Origin of the sequence: Bacillus sp. FSL H7-0578, assembly GCF_038630855.1 — a bacterium.
In the GTDB taxonomy this organism is placed as follows: domain Bacteria; phylum Bacillota; class Bacilli; order Bacillales; family Bacillaceae; genus Bacillus; species Bacillus safensis.
The window spans coordinates 3612464-3627010 of sequence record NZ_CP152045.1 but is presented as its reverse complement, the minus strand read 5'-3'; the positions used below and the strand labels follow the sequence as shown (position 1 = coordinate 3627010).

General features: G+C 43.0%; 14 protein-coding genes, 4 tRNA genes and 1 other annotated feature (1 of these 19 running past the window's edge). Of the genes, 15 read left to right on the top strand and 3 right to left on the bottom strand.

What is annotated here, in order from left to right; all coding sequences use genetic code 11:
• Nucleotides 1-38 precede the first annotated feature (38 nt).
• From MHB41_RS18645 to MHB41_RS18630, 4 genes are all read left to right on the top strand, one after another.
• Nucleotides 39-452: a VOC family protein gene (locus MHB41_RS18645; protein WP_065215020.1), complete on the top strand. Its 414-nt coding sequence runs from the start codon at nucleotides 39-41 to the stop codon at nucleotides 450-452.
• A 255-nt stretch (nucleotides 453-707) separates the two neighbouring features.
• Nucleotides 708-1997: an adenylosuccinate synthase gene (locus MHB41_RS18640; protein WP_024424032.1), complete on the top strand. Its 1290-nt coding sequence runs from the start codon at nucleotides 708-710 to the stop codon at nucleotides 1995-1997.
• A 137-nt stretch (nucleotides 1998-2134) separates the two neighbouring features.
• Entirely contained in the window at nucleotides 2135-3268 is a 1134-nt protein-coding gene (locus MHB41_RS18635; protein WP_144496500.1) for a DUF418 domain-containing protein, read from the top strand.
• A gap of 13 nt (nucleotides 3269-3281) precedes the next feature.
• Nucleotides 3282-3491 carry a hypothetical protein gene (locus MHB41_RS18630; RefSeq protein WP_024427623.1) on the top strand — a complete coding sequence of 70 codons (210 nt, stop codon included), beginning with the start codon at nucleotides 3282-3284 and terminating at the stop codon, nucleotides 3489-3491.
• Nucleotides 3492-3519: 28 nt separating this feature from the next.
• Here the strand turns inward: MHB41_RS18630 and MHB41_RS18625 are convergent, their stop codons facing one another.
• Nucleotides 3520-4044, bottom strand: coding sequence for a peroxiredoxin family protein (locus tag MHB41_RS18625; protein WP_120208928.1), 525 nt, complete (start codon nucleotides 4042-4044; stop codon nucleotides 3520-3522).
• A 343-nt stretch (nucleotides 4045-4387) separates the two neighbouring features.
• Here MHB41_RS18625 and MHB41_RS18620 point away from each other — a divergent pair.
• The 11 genes from MHB41_RS18620 to MHB41_RS18570 all read left to right on the top strand — a co-directional run bounded on the left by MHB41_RS18620 (nucleotide 4388) and on the right by MHB41_RS18570 (nucleotide 12523).
• A tRNA-Lys gene (locus MHB41_RS18620) sits at nucleotides 4388-4463 on the top strand.
• 6 nt (nucleotides 4464-4469) lie between these two features.
• Nucleotides 4470-4541: transfer RNA gene (locus tag MHB41_RS18615), tRNA-Glu, on the top strand.
• 82 nt (nucleotides 4542-4623) lie between these two features.
• A tRNA-Asp gene (locus MHB41_RS18610) sits at nucleotides 4624-4700 on the top strand.
• A gap of 27 nt (nucleotides 4701-4727) precedes the next feature.
• Nucleotides 4728-4800 (top strand) — tRNA-Phe (locus MHB41_RS18605).
• Nucleotides 4801-5147: 347 nt separating this feature from the next.
• Complete coding sequence (gene yycF / locus MHB41_RS18600) at nucleotides 5148-5855, top strand: response regulator YycF (protein ID WP_024424030.1); 708 nt, start codon at nucleotides 5148-5150, stop codon at nucleotides 5853-5855.
• A gap of 7 nt (nucleotides 5856-5862) precedes the next feature.
• Nucleotides 5863-7701: a cell wall metabolism sensor histidine kinase WalK gene (gene walK / locus MHB41_RS18595; protein ID WP_024424029.1), complete on the top strand. Its 1839-nt coding sequence runs from the start codon at nucleotides 5863-5865 to the stop codon at nucleotides 7699-7701.
• The gene (yycH, locus tag MHB41_RS18590; RefSeq protein WP_340899602.1) at nucleotides 7691-9070 is read left to right on the top strand and encodes a two-component system activity regulator YycH; all 1380 of its coding nucleotides are present in this window, start codon (nucleotides 7691-7693) and stop codon (nucleotides 9068-9070) included. The genes walK and yycH overlap by 11 nt, the downstream gene beginning before the upstream one ends.
• On the top strand, nucleotides 9057-9920 hold the full coding sequence (gene yycI / locus MHB41_RS18585; protein ID WP_046312602.1) for a two-component system regulatory protein YycI: 864 nt from the start codon (nucleotides 9057-9059) through the stop codon (nucleotides 9918-9920). The genes yycH and yycI overlap by 14 nt, the downstream gene beginning before the upstream one ends.
• Before the next feature lie 6 nt (nucleotides 9921-9926).
• Nucleotides 9927-10721 carry an MBL fold metallo-hydrolase gene (locus tag MHB41_RS18580; protein WP_034283589.1) on the top strand — a complete coding sequence of 265 codons (795 nt, stop codon included), beginning with the start codon at nucleotides 9927-9929 and terminating at the stop codon, nucleotides 10719-10721.
• Nucleotides 10722-10802: 81 nt separating this feature from the next.
• A complete protein-coding gene (locus MHB41_RS18575; protein ID WP_251232337.1) occupies nucleotides 10803-11990 on the top strand; it encodes a trypsin-like peptidase domain-containing protein in 1188 nt (395 codons plus the stop codon).
• A gap of 68 nt (nucleotides 11991-12058) precedes the next feature.
• Nucleotides 12059-12523 (top strand): GNAT family N-acetyltransferase, encoded by a 465-nt coding sequence (locus tag MHB41_RS18570; protein WP_197173051.1) that lies wholly within the window; start codon nucleotides 12059-12061, stop codon nucleotides 12521-12523.
• A gap of 39 nt (nucleotides 12524-12562) precedes the next feature.
• On the opposite strand, the gene MHB41_RS18565 is transcribed toward MHB41_RS18570, so the two are convergent.
• Entirely contained in the window at nucleotides 12563-13444 is an 882-nt protein-coding gene (locus MHB41_RS18565; RefSeq protein WP_101677481.1) for an ABC transporter ATP-binding protein, read from the bottom strand.
• Complete coding sequence (locus MHB41_RS18560) at nucleotides 13445-14134, bottom strand: ABC transporter permease subunit (RefSeq protein WP_025093692.1); 690 nt, start codon at nucleotides 14132-14134, stop codon at nucleotides 13445-13447.
• A 192-nt stretch (nucleotides 14135-14326) separates the two neighbouring features.
• Nucleotides 14327-14547: a binding site (T-box leader), on the top strand (it continues 50 nt past the right edge of the window).

The window sequence follows — 14547 nt, the reverse complement described above, 5'->3', positions numbered from 1 at the left end:
GAGAGCGTATACTAAAAGGAGAAAAGGAGTGAAGACTGATGAAATTTCAACAGTTTGAAGCCGCTCAATTACGTATCGCACGCCCAACTGTCAACATGAAAGAGGTTGTTTCCTTTTATGAAGAAGGCTTAGGGCTCAAACGAATAGGCTCATTTGATCGGCATGAAGGGTACGATGGTGTGATGCTCGGGCTGCCTCACCAGCATGTTCATTTAGAAATCACCAAACATGAAGAAGAAGACAGCCTGCCCGTCCCGCATCCAGAACAGCTGCTTGTTTTCTATATTCCAGATGCAGAAGAATTTCAGCAAATGAAAGAGAGATTGCTCTCATTTGGCGGACGCCATGTCACCTCTACGAATCCATACTGGGACCGGGGAGGAGCAACCATTGAAGACCCAGATGGGTATCGAGTTGTGCTGATGAACACAGATGGTATTACACCTGTTTAAAAAAGACGCCCATTGTTGGGGGTCTTTTTTATGTTGATGAACAGCTGGAAACGGTAAAAAGTTGTTTTTGCTCAAAATCTCCATTTTTAAGCACTGGAAAAGTGATTAAAGCGCTTTTCTTTATATTTAAAACGAACAAAATTTGATTTCGAGATATTAATGTTCGGATTTCGCGTTGACTTTTTCGTTGTGCATTGATAAAATAAATGTGTTTGAAAGAGATAACGTTTTGAAAGGTTAACGGAGGTGCACGATATGTCTTCAGTAGTCGTAGTAGGTACGCAGTGGGGTGACGAAGGGAAAGGGAAAATTACCGATTTCCTTTCAGAAAATGCAGAGGTGATTGCCCGTTATCAAGGGGGAAACAATGCAGGTCACACGATCAAATTTGATGGAGTGACATACAAGCTACACCTCATTCCATCCGGTATTTTTTATAAAGAGAAAACTTGTGTCATCGGTAATGGAATGGTGGTTGATCCTAAAGCGTTGGTCACTGAGCTTGCGTATCTTCACGAACGGAATGTGAGTACAGATAACCTCAGAATCAGCAATAGAGCCCATGTTATTCTGCCTTACCATTTAAAATTGGACGAGGTAGAAGAAGAGCGGAAAGGGGCTAATAAGATCGGTACGACGAAAAAAGGAATCGGACCAGCTTATATGGATAAAGCTGCCCGCGTTGGTATCCGTGTCGCAGATCTATTAGATCGTGAAGTATTTGAAGAGAAGCTTGCACGCAATCTAGAAGAGAAAAATCGTCTTTTAGAGAAAATGTATGACACAGAAGGCTTCAAGATTGAAGATATTTTAGACGAGTATTATGAATATGGCCAGCAAGTGAAAAAATATGTCGTAGACACATCTGTTGTTTTGAATGATGCACTAGATGAAGGCCGCCGCGTGCTATTTGAAGGAGCACAAGGGGTCATGCTTGATATCGATCAAGGGACATACCCATTTGTGACGTCATCTAACCCGGTAGCTGGAGGCGTGACGATTGGTTCTGGCGTAGGACCAACGAAAATTCAACATGTAGTCGGCGTGTCAAAAGCGTACACAACACGTGTTGGAGATGGCCCATTTCCGACAGAACTCCACGATGAAATTGGTGATCAAATTCGTGAGGTTGGCCGTGAATATGGTACGACAACTGGACGCCCGCGCCGTGTCGGCTGGTTTGACAGCGTTGTTGTCCGCCATGCACGCCGTGTGAGCGGAATTACAGATTTATCTCTTAACTCAATTGATGTACTAACAGGGATTGAAAAATTGAAAATCTGTGTCGCCTATAAATTGAATGGAGAAATCACAGAGGAATTCCCAGCAAGCCTAAATGAATTAGCGAAATGTGAGCCTGTCTACGAAGAAATGCCAGGATGGACAGAGGATATTACAGGTGTGAAGAACTTAAGTGAGCTGCCTGCAAATGCCCGCCATTATTTAGAGCGCATTTCACAATTAACAGGTATTCCACTTTCCATTTTCTCAGTCGGACCAGATCGTTCACAAACGAACGTTGTCCGCAGCGTGTACCGTCCATAAGAATAGATTGATGAAGCGCCAGTAAAATCTCGCATTTTGCTGGTGTTTTTTTGTTTAAATATTCCTTAATTTCACTAGAACGGACTTCCGGTCATTACCAAAATATGATAACTGTATAGGAGGGAAGGAGCGTTCTAGTGGAAAAAAGAATACGATTATTAGATATTTTACGAGGTTTTGCCATACTAGGCACCTTGGGAACGAACGTCTGGTTTTTTGCGTATGCAGGGGATACCTTTGCGACAGATCAGATTGCGGATGAATATGAAAATGGCAGTTTTCTAGAAAGTCTTGTCTCCATGTTCGTTTATGGAAAAATGCTCTCGCTGCTCACGATCATGTTTGGTGTTGGATTGGAGCTGAAATACCAGCAGGCAAAAAGGAAGGACATGCCTTGGCCGGGTACTTATTTGTGGATTCTTTTATTTTTATTTATCGAAGGCTTTGTCCATTTTACGCTTGTGATGGAATATGATGTGCTCATGAGCTATGCCGTTACGGGGCTGCTTGTGGCTTACATTGTACGGGGAGGAAGCAGGCGCATCAAAAAGGGCATGGTTTTCTCAGGTGTGATTCATCTGCTCGTGATGTCATGTCTGATGCTGTACTCCCTCTCTGAAATGGAGTCAGCGACTGATGATCAAAGCGGTGAAACGGCGCTGGAAGAGCAGCTGCCAGAGACATGGATCTCGCAGATTCAAGAACGGTTACAATACTTCTTCATGTATCGAGAAGAAGCGGTCTTTATTATTCCAATGAACACATTTCTGTTTTTATTGGGTGTGCGGATGATGAGAGCCGGTGTATTTTATGCAAATGAACGCGGGCAATCTCTCCGGAAAATATTGTTCCGAATCGGACTGTGGATTGGTCTGCCGCTGAATGCACTAGTTTTCGTATCGAACGATTTAGTGGAATTTGTGGTTCGCTACGCCTTTTCACCATTTCTCTCTATTTTCTATATAGCTGTCATTGCGAAGCTCCTCGCACGCAAGGAGTCTTGGTTCATGTGGACTTGGTTTGAATATGTAGGGAAAATGGCGCTTAGCTGCTACATCCTGCAAAATGTCATCTGTTCCATTCTTTTTTATAGCTGGGGATTGGGTCTTGGCGGTCAAATCAATGCGCCCCTTATTGTATTGGCATGGCTGTTGATTTCACTTCTGCAAATCGCGATTTCAGCAGTTTGCCTAAAGGTTTGGAGAATTGGACCAATGGAATATATCCGTTCACGGGCACTTCGCCGGGTGACGATGAAACAAGCTTCATAAAGGGGAGAGCACAATGTTTTTTAAAAAAATGACGAAAAGAGAACAAGCGAATGCACATAAAGCTGCTGTGCCGGCATTTGTCTTTTATCTTCTGGCATTAGGAGGGCATGCGCTGTACGCGTTTTTCCAAGGTGACAGACCACCGGTTACTTTTATCATTTTAATGGCGGGACTCCTTGTCTTTTTCTCCGCTGACTGGCTATTTAACAAAAAACGTTCATAAAAAAGCCCTCATCACGAGGGCTTTTCCCTTACTTCAGGCTTTTATATTGGCCTTTTAAATTTTTACGGATGTACTGAATGATTTTACGTAGTTCGTTGGCATGCGGTCTGCCAAACGGACTTGTTTGTCTTTGCTGATAGAGCACTTGACCTTTTTCATTTAATAAGAAATAGGCGGGTTCACCGTGCACCCCGTGGTCTTCATATGGGGCATCTTCCCCGTGATAGTGGACTTCATATGCTTTTAATGACGTGAGATCATGGTCATACATGATCGGGAAGGACAGTTCCTCTTTATCCGCAAATGCCTTCAAGTCATCAGGGTTATCCGTTGAAATCGCCATCAAGTGAATATCCTTGTCCTGAAAGTATGATTGCTGCTGTTCGAGTTCTTTTAATTCTTCGACACATACTGGGCACCAAGATCCTCTAAAGAAAACGATCAGGTGCCAGCTTTGATGCTCCTCTAAATGTTTGTCGAAATCAATGTGTTCGCCCTGTATTGTTGGAAGTGAAAAGTTGGGCATTTTATCTCCTAATTTGAATGAACTCATACTGTTTCCTCCTTTTTCAATGACAATGTCACTTGTTTCATGTATAGCCATTTTTGAGCGGCCTGAAACGTGTCTATGTGTTTGAGTAGGCAGAAGACATCCGAAAAGGGCTATCTAATGAAGGCGGTTGCAGAAGTGGGAGCTTTGATAGAAGATATTTCAATCCGACACTTTTTTTAAAAAAATGTCGAAAAACGTATTGCCATATGTATTTACTCTATGATATTATAAATCTCGTTGTTGCAAAGGTCTCTGAAACTTGTTAGGATGCGATGTTCCAGCTTTTTTAAAGCGATTGGTTTGGCGCAATACAGCTTCTTCAGATTCACTTTTCACAAGCCGAGAGCCATTAGCTCAGTTGGTAGAGCATCTGACTTTTAATCAGAGGGTCGAAGGTTCGAGTCCTTCATGGCTCACCATGTATTGGCCCGTTGGTCAAGCGGTTAAGACACCGCCCTTTCACGGCGGTAACACGGGTTCGAATCCCGTACGGGTCATTGATTTACTTTAGCGTTAAGCTAATTTTTTCCTCACTTGCTTGAAGGAGCACCACGATTGCTTTTTCGGGCAAGTTACTGAGGTCCGGTAGTTCAGTTGGTTAGAATGCCTGCCTGTCACGCAGGAGGTCGCGGGTTCGAGTCCCGTCCGGACCGCCATTTATACATATTCATCTTTTTGATGATGGCTCGGTAGCTCAGTTGGTAGAGCAACGGACTGAAAATCCGTGTGTCGGCGGTTCGATTCCGTCCCGAGCCACTTCCAAACGCATCTGCAATCGCAGGTGCGTTTTTATTATGAAAAGAAGGCATAAAAAGGGAGAAGCCGGACCTAGGTAGGGCCCGGCTCCATAAGAAGAAGACGTTACATCTATATAGACGTCTGGTGATTGGAAAAGTTTCAATAAAAAAGGAAAAAGTCATCAATTTTTTCGAGCGGCGCCTTCCTATCCAACGTTTACTAGAAAAGAAAGCCGTTATTATTTTTATCTTTGCCTCGTAAAACGTTATAATAGACAGTGAGCCTTTTTTTCATAAATGGAAAAGGTGTAATGATACATGCAAAATGGAATGACATAGATTCTAAAAATGCAGGAGGAAATCACAATGGAAAAAAAGATTCTTGTCGTAGATGATGAAAAACCGATTGCTGATATATTGGAATTTAATTTAAGGAAAGAGGGCTATGAGGTTCATTGTGCATATGATGGAAACGAAGCCCTTGAAATGGTAGAAGAAATCAAGCCGGACATTATTCTGCTCGACATTATGCTGCCGAATAAAGATGGTGTTGAAGTATGCCGTGAAGTGAGAAAGAAATATGATATGCCGATTATCATGCTGACAGCAAAAGACTCTGAAATTGATAAAGTCATCGGCCTTGAGCTTGGCGCAGATGATTATGTGACAAAGCCTTTCAGCACACGTGAGCTGCTTGCCCGCGTGAAAGCGAATTTGAGAAGACAAACCGCTGCTCCGCAGACGGAGGAAGAATCTGAATCAAATGATATTGAGGTTGGATCACTTGTTATTTATCCAGATGCGTATGTGGTGTCTAAGCGCGAGGAAACGATTGAATTGACGCACCGTGAGTTCGAACTGCTTCATTATTTAGCGAAACATATCGGACAAGTCATGACACGTGAGCACTTGCTGCAAACCGTATGGGGCTATGATTACTTCGGAGATGTCCGTACAGTAGACGTCACAGTCCGCCGTCTTCGTGAAAAGATTGAAGACAACCCTAGCCACCCGAGCTGGATCGTGACAAGACGAGGCGTCGGCTATTATTTAAGAAACCCAGAGCAGGACTAAGATTCTTATGAGTAAAGTAGGTTTTTTTCGCTCGATTCACTTCAAATTGACCTTGATTTACGTGCTGCTGATCATCGTTGCCATGCAGATCATTGGCGTGTACTTTGTGAAGCAGCTAGAGCAGTCCTTAATTAATTCATATGATAATTCCTTGAATCAGCGAATCTACTCGTTATCGTATTATCTAGAACAAGATTCATCGAAAAGCAAGGCAGAATTAAAAGAGGATGCTCAAAAGATATTAAACGATTTTAACAACAAAGATGAGTCTAATGAAATTTCTGAAGTCAGCTATATTGACGAAAGCAGAGAGGTGATTGCCTCTGTGAATAACGGTAGTCAGGAGATTGCCGGCAAGAAAATCACAGATCAAATCATTAGCAGGATTTTCGCAGTAGGCAAAGACTATGAAAAGAAATTCTATGACCCAGAATCAAACAAACGGGTGCGTATTTCTGCGACAGCCGTGAAAAATGAAAACCAAGAAACTGTCGGTGTGATTTATGTTGTGTCTTCGATGGAGAGCGTGTTTAACCAAATGCGAACCATTAACACCATTTTAGCGACTGGGACACTGATTGCACTTGGGACGACTGCTCTACTTGGTATCTTCATTTTTAGAACGATCACTCATCCTATTTCAGATATGAGAAAGCAGGCGATCGAGCTTGCCAAAGGGAACTTCTCCAGAAAGGTCCGGAAGTATGGACATGACGAGATTGGCCAGCTTGCGACAACCTTTAACCATCTGACGAGAGAGCTGGAGGAAGCTCAGCTGATGACGGAGGGGGAGCGGAAAAAGCTTTCTTCTGTTATTGCCTATATGACGGACGGTGTCATCGCAACGAATCAAAACGGTGCAATTATTCTATTAAACAGCCCTGCATTAGAGCTGTTAAATGTTTCACGTGAAACAGCACTAGAGATGCCGATCACGTCTTTGCTTGGCTTAGAGGAAACTCATACATTTGAAGATTTAGTCGAAAATCAAGATTCCATGCTGATAGAAATTGAGCGCGAAGATCAGCTGTCTGTATTGCGTGTGAATTTCTCCGTCATTCAGAAAGAGCATGGGAAAATTGATGGCTTAATTGCGGTCATTTATGACGTCACAGAGCAGGAGAAAATTGATGCGGAACGCCGTGAATTCGTCGCGAACGTATCGCATGAGCTGCGCACACCGCTGACGACGATGCGAAGCTATCTTGAGGCACTGGCTGAAGGTGCGATTGGTGATAAAGAGCTTGCGCCAAGATTTCTCAGTGTCACGCAAAATGAAACTGAGCGGATGATCCGGCTTGTCAATGACCTGCTGCAGCTGTCTAAGTTCGACAGCAAGGATTATCAATTCAACCGTGAGTGGACGAACTTTATCAGGTTTATCTCGCTCGTCATTGATCGTTTTGAAATGACGAAGGAGCAGCATGTCGATTTTATCCGCAACCTGCCGCAGCGTGAAGTATATGTGGAAATCGACCAAGATAAAATTACTCAGGTGCTCGATAATATCATTTCCAATGCCATGAAATACTCACCAGAGGGTGGACACATCACGTTTACCGTCGATCTGGATGAAGAGAAAGGCCTTGTGTTATTCAGCGTGAAAGATGAAGGAATCGGTATTCCGAAGAAGGATATGGATAAAATCTTTGAACGTTTTTATCGGGTAGATAAAGCAAGAACAAGAAAGCTTGGCGGAACCGGCCTCGGTCTTGCGATTGCAAAAGAAATGGTTCAGGCTCATGGCGGAGATATTTGGGCTGACAGCATTGAAGGAAAAGGGACAACGGTGACCTTTACCCTTCCGTACAATGAAGAACAAGAGGATGATTGGGATGAAGCGTGAGACCTTTAAAACCATAATATTGACAATCCTAATTGCGATCAGTCTTGTATTTACGTGGAATATCTGGATGTTCCAGCCCGTCATGCAGGATCAGGCAGATACCGGCACAAAGGTCGTGGAAACGAAGAAGATTTCAAGCGATGAGCCTAGAAGTCTCATTGATGTCGTGAAGCCGCGTGAGATGTTTATCCATTCAAATGGGGAGCATTTTAAAGTAGATCAAAAGGAACTCTTTCAAAACTTTTGGAATGATGTGAGCCTTTGGGATGTCAAAGAGATTAATGATGTGTCAGATCAATATTCCGAGCAGAAATTTAAGAATTTCTTCTATGGACGCGAAGGCCAAGGGAAGACATTGGATCTTGTCTTCAATGATCCGATTCCGATTGATATTTTCCAAGCGCTCTTTAAATGGCCGAACAAGTCCATTGAATACAACTCGTTTGATCGGATGATTGTGCCGTTCGCTCAGCAGGATAAGGCCAATAAGAAAGTGTATTTGGTCTCATACAGTAAGGAAACGGTGCTTGAGCTGACAATTGAGTCCGCCAATTACCGTAATCTAATGAACAGTATCGCAGCCGCTCAAAACGAGATGCCGCGCTATGATCTTTATACATTCTCAACGAATTCTAAACGAGATTTCCTTCTTCCGAGAAAGCAAAAGCAGCTTGAAGCGAAGATGTTCTTTATCGAAACGATTAAGACAAACAAGTTCAAAGATGCTTTGTTTACGGACCCGAGCCTTGTCGGTGAGGAATCTAATTTAAACCGGACGGTGTACACAGATGGCACAAGCCGCCTTGAAGCCAATCAAAAAGACCACCGCATTCAATATCAGCATCGCAATATCAATTCCAGCACTGTTTTCCAAACGGGGGATTTGATTAAGCGAAGTGTGAAATATTTCAATGATACGGGAAGCTTTACTGATGACTATCAATATTTTGGCATCAACAGCAACCAGCAGCTGTCCTTTAATATGTTTATGGACGGTCTGCCGATCGTGAACAGTACAAAGCATCCATTTGGGATGACCTCCCTTGAAGTACAATGGGCGAATGATGACATTTTGAATTACAAGCGCCCAAACTATATTCTTGGCAATAAAGCGAGTCAAAGTGAACAGGTCAAGCTGATGAACGGGACAGAGCTGAAGGACTTGATCATCAAGCAGACGAAATATGATGATCTGGAGAAAATTGAACAGATTTTCCCTGCATATCAAGCTGCTTCAACCCTATCAGATCAAGATCAAGCGATGTTTGTCTGGCTGGAGCCTGTATGGTGTATGAAGTATAACGGCAAAACCGTGATTCTATCGAATGATCTTTTGACAGAGGGGAGCGAGAATCATGGAGTGGAATAAGACCAAAACGATCTTTATCCTAGCCTTTCTCGTTCTCGATATCTTTCTAGGTTTTCAATACTTTGAAAAACGGTCAACCGATCATTTTGCGATTATCGAAAAAACGGATACGCTGGAAGAAATGAAGGCAGACGGGATCAAATATGGTAATCTATCAGATGAAGCGAAAATTGGATACCGCATTACAGCTGAAAAGAAGCAATATACAAAAAAGGATGTCGACGGATTAGCTGATCAAAAGGCGAAAAGCACATTCCCGAAAACAGAAAAAGATGATCCTGTCACGCTGCTTGAAATGACCTTCAACAAACCCGTTGCCTTGCCGAAAAAGGATATCAAAACAGCGGCGACGAACCTTGTGAACCAGCGTTTGCTGGATGGGAAGAATTATAAGCTGTGGAGTATAGATGAAGAGACAGGGAAAATCGTCTTTTTCCAAACGTATAAAGGGAAATACATCTTCCAAGAAGGCCTTGATGACACCGAAACCATCGGGCAAATCACCTTAAATCTCAACGATCAAAACGAAATCGTCTCATATGAGCAATCAATGGTGACATCGATTAATGAAGTGAGAAAAGAAACCCTTGTCCCGGCACTTGAAACCGTGAAGGACTTATATACGCAAAATATGCTGAGCCAAAACACGACCGTGAAAAAGGTAGAGCTTGGCTACTATACGCAATACCCGGGGGCAAGCACGCAAGTCATGGTACCTGTATGGCGGGTGGAGCTTGAAGGCGTATCAGCAGGTTCAAAGAAAAAGACAGAAGAAGAATATTTGATCAATGCCATTGATGGCTCAACACTTGATCATATAGAGAAAGATGACAAATCTTCAATGGAGTGAGAGAACATGAGCTTGCAGTTCAGTGTACTAGCGAGCGGAAGTACGGGGAACGCTTTTTATTTAGAAACAGACGAGCATGCCTTTTTGGTGGATGCTGGTTTAAGCGGCAAACAGATGGTCGAGCTGCTTAGCCAAATCGACCGCAAGCCTGAGGACTTGGACGGCATTTTTGTGACACACGAGCACTCCGATCATATTAAAGGGCTTGGTGTCATGGCAAGAAAGTACAAGCTTCCTGTCTATGCAAATGCGAAAACATGGAAGGCAATGGAGTCTCATATCGGAAAGATTGACACAGAGCAGAAATTCCATTTTGATATGGAGACCGTTCAATCCTTTGGCGGCCTTGATGTCGAGTCATTTGGCGTCTCACACGATGCGGCAGAGCCTATGTTTTACGTGTTCCATTATGGAGGGCGCAAACTTGCCCTCATGACAGATACAGGCTATGTGAGTGACCGCATGAAAGGCATTATTAAGTCAGCCAATACGTTTGTGTTTGAGAGCAATCATGATGTCGGGATGCTGCAAATGGGCCGCTACCCATGGAGCATTAAGCGCAGAATTCTGAGTGATGTCGGACATGTATCAAATGAAGATGCTGCTCTCGCGATGACAGATGTCATTGGAGATGCCACCTCACGCATTTATTTGGCTCACTTGAGTCAAGATAACAACATGAAGGATTTAGCCCGTATGGCGGTCCAGCAGACGCTTGAAATGAAGGGCTTTGTTGTGGGGGACGGCTTTGATTTATTTGATACGGACCCGAAAAAAGCAACCCCGCTTTGCGCCGTATGATTTTTATAATCGTATGATTAAGATAAGAGCTTCTTACCAACACTATATACATCATCTATTCACTGAAAGGAAGGAAACATAGTGGATTATCGCGATGTAGAGTGGAAGCCGAGACGAAGCAGAAAAGGATATTTTCTTTCTGGTTTGATCGGTGTATTGGTAGGAGCTTTTTTAATGGGGTTCTTTTTCCCCTATGTATCTGGACAGAGCGGCAGTCCCTTTGGATGGCAGCAGAACGGTGATGGACAAGCATCTCAGGGCCCTTTAAAAACTGTGAATGTAAACGTCAATGATGCAGTCACGAAAGTGGTGTCTAATATGTCAGATACGGTGGTCGGCGTCATTAATATCCAAAAGTCGAGCTTTTGGGAGGAAGGCGGAGAAGCAGGCAGCGGGTCAGGTGTGATTTATAAAAAAAAGGGTGACACGTTTTATATTGTCACAAACCATCACGTCATCAAAGGCGCCAACCAGCTTGAAGTGAGCCTCCATGACGGGACAAGAATTAGTGCCAATCTTGTCGGCAGCGATCAGCTCATGGATTTAGCAGTTCTCACTGTCAAAAGTAATAAAATTAAGAAAACGGCAGCCTTCGGTAACTCAGATCATGTGAAACCGGGTGAGCCAGTCATTGCCATTGGAAATCCATTAGGGCTTGAATTCGCAGGCTCTGTCACACAAGGAGTCATATCAGGCACAGAGCGTGCGATCCCTGTTGACTCAAATGGAGACGGACAGACGGATTGGAATGCAGAGGTACTGCAAACAGATGCCGCCATCAATCCTGGAAACAGCGGTGGTGCCTTGATCAATATGGATGGAAAGGTGATCGGCATCAACTCAATGAAGATTGCTGAATCAGAGGTAGAAGGAATCGGGCTGTCTATTCCAGCGAATCTGGTCATCCCTGTCATAGAGGATTTAGAGCGTTATGGAGAGGTAAAGCGTCCGTATCTTGGCGTCGGCATGAAATCATTAGCGGATATTGCGAGCTACCACTGGCAGGAAACGTTGAAACTGCCATCTAAGGTTACATCTGGGGTCGTTGTTATGAGTGTTGAGCCGTTATCTCCAGCAGGAAAAGCGAGACTAAAAGAGCTGGATGTCGTGACCTCCTTCGATGGTAAGAGTGTTCAAAATATCGTAGATCTTCGTAAGTATTTATATCAAAGGAAGGTCGGCGACAAGGTAAAGGTGCAATTTTACCGAAGCGGGAAGAAAAAGTCAGCAGAGATCAAACTTTCTCAAACCGACCGATATGGCGGCTAACCAGTTCCAGTAAGGGACTGGTTTTTTTGGCATGACTGACATATGATGAAGGAAAGGGGGCGGTACGATTGGTTACACTACAACGGATGTCACAAACTGATTACGATGTATTGATAGAGAAGGCCATTCAGCGGTACGCGGAAGAAAAGGTACTCGCAGGAACATGGAAGAAGGAAGAATCACTTGCGAACGCAGAAGAACAATTTGACAGGCTTCTTCCAGAAGGACTTCAGACAGAGCATCATGAGCTGTGGAATTTCTTAAACGAAGATGAAGCGATTGGCTGGGTTTGGCTTTGTTATGACCCGAATCACCCGCAACACGAAGGATTTATTTATAACTTTATTTTGTTTGAAGCTTATCGAGGAAAAGGCTTTGCAAAGCAGGCCATTGCTGCATTAGAGGAGCAGGCAAAGTCATTAGGTGTGCAAAAACTCTCGCTCCATGTCTTTGCTCACAATCAAATCGCCCGTTCGCTGTACGAGAAAACGGGATTTGCAGAAACCGGTATCTATATGAGTAAACCTTTATAAAAAAGAAGAAGTACCGTGCAGAAAGCGTACGGTACTTTTTTATGAGGACGTCATGGCATCCTGAGCCGTGACTCTGTATAAATCGACTTTACACTTCACGAAAGCGCGAATGATCGCTGGAACTTGAGCTTCTGAACGAATTAACAATGAGGTCTCGTCATCACTGATCACAAGATCTGTTCCGACAGTTTGTAGGTACTGCGTGAGAACAGGTTTCACCTCATCATCAATCCATGCATGCTTGAAGGTTGCACGTATGTTTGAGGATGTGATGGTTTTCTCTTGAGGATGAGTATGTGGGGACACTAATTTTCCTTCAGAAATGAACGCCGTTTTGGTACAAATACTATTGGTGAACCTTGGGCGGTCAGCTGTTAAAAAGACGGTTTTCCCTTCATCCTTTAATGTTTCAATGACCCGCTGAATGTGCAAGATCGAATCTGCATCAATATCGGCAAAAGGTTCGTCAAGTAAAATAAATTCCGGCTGATGGGCGATGGCCTGCGCCATTCCAAGCCGTTTCTTCATACCAGGTGTGAAGGCACCGACCTTCTCCTGATGATCATGATGTAAACCGACAAATTCGAGCAGTTCTTCATAATCACTCGTTCTCTGGCGTGTTCCAGTGATTTTTGATAAATAGGCAATATGCTCAAGAGCCGTAAGACCTTCATATAAATCCGTATATTCTGGCAGAACACCGATATGCTGTCTCACTTTTTTTAGCGAAGGCATATTCATCACTGTAAACGTACCAGAGGTAGGGCGGGAGATCCCGGTAATGATATTGAAAAACGTCGTCTTACCAGATCCCTTTGGTCCAATGAGACCGAAGATATCGCCCTGATTGACATCAAGATTAATATGATCTATTGCGACTTTTGTACGATATTTTTTTGTGAGCCCTTTTGTATGAAGCATCTACACATCCCTCCTTTGAAACAGCAGTGCAGTTCCAATGAGTAAGATAACGGTCAATGCCGTGTTCATTAGGACGTAGGTCAGCGGTTCACTCCAGCGCGCATAATAATAAGGCGTCATATATTGGAACCAATGAATCATTCGTTCTGAAGAAAGAACAGAAATCATACTGACGATTGGGAAAAGAAAGGAAAATAACATACCGACAAACATTGATTTCTGCGGTGTTGGAAAGAGCATGGACAAAAATAAAGCACATGAGATACCGACACTGATAAAGGTTAAGATTTTTAAGGCATCTGAGAACAGAAAACGGTGTGAAATCACCATATTCAGCACATATGTCGTCATAATACAGCTAAGCCAAAACAGCATCAGTCCAAGATATTTCCCGATGATAATGTTCAAACGGGTTGTTTTACTGACGAGAAAACGAATGGTTTTCAAATGAATTTCGCGGCTTAAAATATCATGAGACAACAAAAAAATAAGGAAGAAACCAAATAAAGACATCACCAGTTCATTCCCAATAGAATAAGGATCCTTTGCCAGTTCCCATTTTTCCTGATGAGCAGCGATAAACGGAAGACTTGAAACAAAAGTAGATAAAATGAAAATAATAACAATTGTTAAAATAGATTTTGTGCTTTTGAAGAGCTGCTTAAACTCATTCATACAGATGGTCCACACACGCTGTACCTCCCTTCACCTTTATTATACCCCTAGAAAAGAAAGACACCATATCTCGCTCTTTAACATTTGTTTAAATTTCATAAAAAGAAGACTCTTCCAGCACCAGTTGACTCATTTTTAAAAATGTTCAGAAAAATATCTTGATTTATCAAAAAACATCATGTATGATAGCTTTAATTCAAGATAACTATACAGGCAATGACGAGAGAAAGTACAATCATCAATTTTTCCACAGAGAGCTTCGGCAGCTGAAAAGAAGCAAAAATAATGATTCGAAAAATGGTCTCTGAGCCTCGTGCTGAACATATCTATGATATTAGTAGGTGACGACGAGAGTTGGTACTCGTTATCAAAACCACAGTATATGAGCCAGATTGGAGCTTTGTACTTGTAGAGGCTGTTTAGCGCGA

Excerpts from the sequence above, each read along its gene's own strand:
- yycI (WP_046312602.1), top strand. The coding sequence starts at position 9,057 with ATGGAGTGGAATAAGACCAAAACGATCTTTATCCTAGCCTTTCTCGTT.
- yycH (WP_340899602.1), top strand. The coding sequence starts at position 7,691 with ATGAAGCGTGAGACCTTTAAAACCATAATATTGACAATCCTAATTGCG.
- walK (WP_024424029.1), top strand. The coding sequence starts at position 5,863 with ATGAGTAAAGTAGGTTTTTTTCGCTCGATTCACTTCAAATTGACCTTG.
- MHB41_RS18580 (WP_034283589.1), top strand. The coding sequence starts at position 9,927 with ATGAGCTTGCAGTTCAGTGTACTAGCGAGCGGAAGTACGGGGAACGCT.
- MHB41_RS18565 (WP_101677481.1), bottom strand. The coding sequence starts at position 13,444 with ATGCTTCATACAAAAGGGCTCACAAAAAAATATCGTACAAAAGTCGCA.
- MHB41_RS18645 (WP_065215020.1), top strand. The coding sequence starts at position 39 with ATGAAATTTCAACAGTTTGAAGCCGCTCAATTACGTATCGCACGCCCA.
- yycF (WP_024424030.1), top strand. The coding sequence starts at position 5,148 with ATGGAAAAAAAGATTCTTGTCGTAGATGATGAAAAACCGATTGCTGAT.
- MHB41_RS18630 (WP_024427623.1), top strand. The coding sequence starts at position 3,282 with ATGTTTTTTAAAAAAATGACGAAAAGAGAACAAGCGAATGCACATAAA.
- MHB41_RS18640 (WP_024424032.1), top strand. The coding sequence starts at position 708 with ATGTCTTCAGTAGTCGTAGTAGGTACGCAGTGGGGTGACGAAGGGAAA.
- MHB41_RS18625 (WP_120208928.1), bottom strand. The coding sequence starts at position 4,044 with ATGAGTTCATTCAAATTAGGAGATAAAATGCCCAACTTTTCACTTCCA.